Source organism: Flavobacterium sp. (assembly GCF_049590715.1).
Lineage (GTDB): Bacteria > Bacteroidota > Bacteroidia > Flavobacteriales > Flavobacteriaceae > Flavobacterium.
On the sequence record NZ_JBAWDL010000024.1, the window covers coordinates 1 to 2,967 of the forward strand.

The window sequence follows — 2,967 nt, forward strand, 5'->3', positions numbered from 1 at the left end:
AATTATATAATCAACAACTTAGAAATTCTTGTAAATAAAATTTTAGTGCAAAAAAAAACTTCTCAATTTCTTGAGAAGTTTTGTGGGCGATGAGGGGTTCGAACCCCCGACCCCCTCGGTGTAAACGAGGTGCTCTGAACCAGCTGAGCTAATCGCCCTATTTTTATTTTTGCTATACTTGTTCTGTATTGCGAGTGCAAATATAGAACTAGATTTTGTATTTACAAGCATTTTTTAAAAATAAATTAATAAAAAAACAACATTCTTTTTTTAGTTACTCAATCACAATACTTTAATGATTTATATTTTTTTTGTAATACCCTTTGATAATATTACATTTGTAGAAACAAATATATCACCATGGCTCGTTTTAAAGAAAATGATTTACCCAAAGCAAAACTAACCTCCAATTCGTTACACAAAGCCTTACGAATATTCAATTACACCCATAATCACAAATGGAAATTCTTTCTCGGGTTAGTCTTTTTACTATTAACCAGTGCCACTGCCCTTGCTTTTCCTAAACTTATGGGAATGTTAGTAGATTGTGTTACCAATAAAGATTTAAATAAAGCTAATGAAATTGCTATTGCTTTAATGGGAATCCTGACGCTTCAAGCAGTATTTTCTTTCTTTAGAATCTCTCTTTTTGTAAATTTCACAGAGAATACTTTATCAAACATCCGATTTGCGCTGTATGAGAATCTAATCAAGCTCCCTATGTCGTTTTTCTCTCAAAAACGTGTTGGTGAATTGAATAGCCGAATTAGTGCTGATATTTCACAATTACAAGATACGCTTACTACTACTATAGCTGAATTCCTGAGACAATTCATCTTGATTATCGGTGGATTTGTCATTTTAGGAAGTATTAGTCCTAAATTAACCCTTATGATGCTTTGCGTTGTTCCAGTTGTTGCCGTTGCTGCGGTAATTTTTGGGAGATTTATTCGTAAATATGGAAAAATGACGCAAGACAAAGTAGCCGAAAGCCAAGTAATCGTTGAGGAAACTTTACAAGGAATTAGCAATGTTAAGGCTTTCGCAAATGAGTGGTACGAATTACAACGTTACAAAAATAAAATCAAGGAAATCGTAGCCATCGCCATCAAAGGTGGACAATACAGAGGTTATTTTGCATCCTTTATCATCTTATGTTTGTTTGGTTGCGTTGTTGCTGTTGTTTGGTACGGAATCACATTAACCATCAAAGGGGAAGTACAAGGTGTAGGAGATTTAATTTCATTTGTACTTTACACTACTTTCATAGGTGCTTCATTTGGTGGAATTGCCGAGATGTATGCCCAAATTCAAAAAGCCGTAGGTGCTACCGAACGTGTTTTTGAATTACTAGACGAAACGCCAGAAAAAATCAATTCACAAGCACATACGTCTGTAGTGACCAAGTTGAAAGGAACAGTAAGTTTCAAAAATGTAGCTTTCAGTTACCCTTCTAGAAAAGAAATCCAAGTATTGAAAGACGTAAATTTCACTGCGGATTTTGGTCAAAAAATAGCTGTTGTAGGACCTAGTGGCGCTGGAAAATCAACGATTGCCTCTTTATTATTGCGTTTTTACGATATTTCTAGTGGTGAAATCATCATTGACGGTAAAAATATTTATGAGTATGATTTAGAAGAGTTACGTGGCAATATGAGTATTGTTCCACAAGACGTGATTCTTTTTGGTGGAACTATCAAAGAAAACATCGCTTACGGAAAACCAAACGCTACTGACGAAGAAATTTTAGTGGCTGCCAAACAAGCCAATGCCTTGAATTTCATTGAAAGTTTCCCAGAGAAATTTGAAACTATTGTCGGCGAAAGAGGAATCAAACTTTCCGGTGGTCAACGCCAGCGTATTGCTATTGCACGTGCATTGCTTAAAAACCCTAGTATCTTGATTCTAGATGAAGCTACTTCTTCATTAGACAGTGAAAGCGAAAAATTAGTTCAAGAAGCGCTAGAAATTTTGATGCAAGGAAGAACCAGTATTATCATTGCACACCGCTTGTCAACGATTCGTTCTGCGGATCAGATTTTAGTGCTGGACAACGGAACCATTTCTGAAAAAGGTACACATAAAGAATTGATTTTACTTGAAAACGGTATTTATAAAAATTTAAGCAACTTACAGTTTAGTCATTCTTAAAAACATTTCAATATAAATTCAAGCTCCATTTCTGTCATAGAAATGGAGTTTTATTTTTTGTTTTTGGAGCAAGAAGATCAGGTATTTTACGAAACACCGTTCCTGCCATCCGCTATATCTTGTGGCGGGATATATCCCCCCGCCACAAGGATGCCGCTCCTGTCAGGGCTAAAGAGAAACATTTGTTCTTATTTTGATGAATCATAAAAAATACCATTAACGCTGTCAGTCTGAGCTTGTCGAAGACTAAGAATTATTTCCTACTCTTTTTTCTTCGCTCTCTTTCCTTTTTGATTAATTCCAGTTCACGATTGGTTTGCCCTACCACCGAAGTATTCTCCTCTGCCCTACGAATTAAATATGGCATCACATCTTTCACTGGACCAAAAGGCAAATATTTAGCAACATTATAATGCTCTTGAGCCAAATTATAACTAATATGATCACTCATACCATACAATTGACCAAACCAGATTCTAGTATCAGTGGGTTGAATTCCTTTTTCCTGGATTAATTCCATTAAGTAATAGTTGCTTTTTTCGTTATGAGTACCAAGAAACAAAGCCATTGTTTCTAAATTTTCGATTACATACAAAATGGCTTCATTATAATGAGACTCGGTTATTTCTTTGGTTTCACAAATCGGTGAAGGATAATTATTTGCGAAAGCGCGCTCTTTTTCCTTTTCCAGATAAGCTCCACGAACTAATTTAACACCTACAAAAAAACCTTCGTTAACAGCCAAATGCTGCAATTCCTTCAAATAATGCAATCGATCATGACGGTACATTTGCAATGTATTATAAACAATCGCTT

The 2,967-nt window shown here is 35.4% G+C and carries 2 protein-coding genes and 1 tRNA gene; 1 reads left to right on the plus strand and 2 read right to left on the minus strand.

All coding sequences use genetic code 11. The features are described 5' to 3' along the window. Positions 1–83 precede the first annotated feature (83 nt). Positions 84–158 (minus strand) — tRNA-Val (locus tag WBQ70_RS01340). Between the two features lie 202 nt (positions 159–360). Between WBQ70_RS01340 and WBQ70_RS01345 the strand changes: the two genes are divergently transcribed. Then, positions 361–2,151, plus strand: coding sequence for an ABC transporter ATP-binding protein (locus tag WBQ70_RS01345; protein WP_423909496.1), 1,791 nt, complete (start codon positions 361–363; stop codon positions 2,149–2,151). 253 nt (positions 2,152–2,404) lie between these two features. Here the strand turns inward: WBQ70_RS01345 and WBQ70_RS01350 are convergent. Further along, the coding region (locus WBQ70_RS01350; RefSeq protein WP_423909498.1) for a proline dehydrogenase family protein at positions 2,405–2,967 on the minus strand (563 nt) is incomplete at its 5' end.

Coding starts and splice junctions, on each gene's coding strand:
- WBQ70_RS01345 (WP_423909496.1), top strand. CDS start 361: ATGGCTCGTTTTAAAGAAAATGATTTACCCAAAGCAAAACTAACCTCC.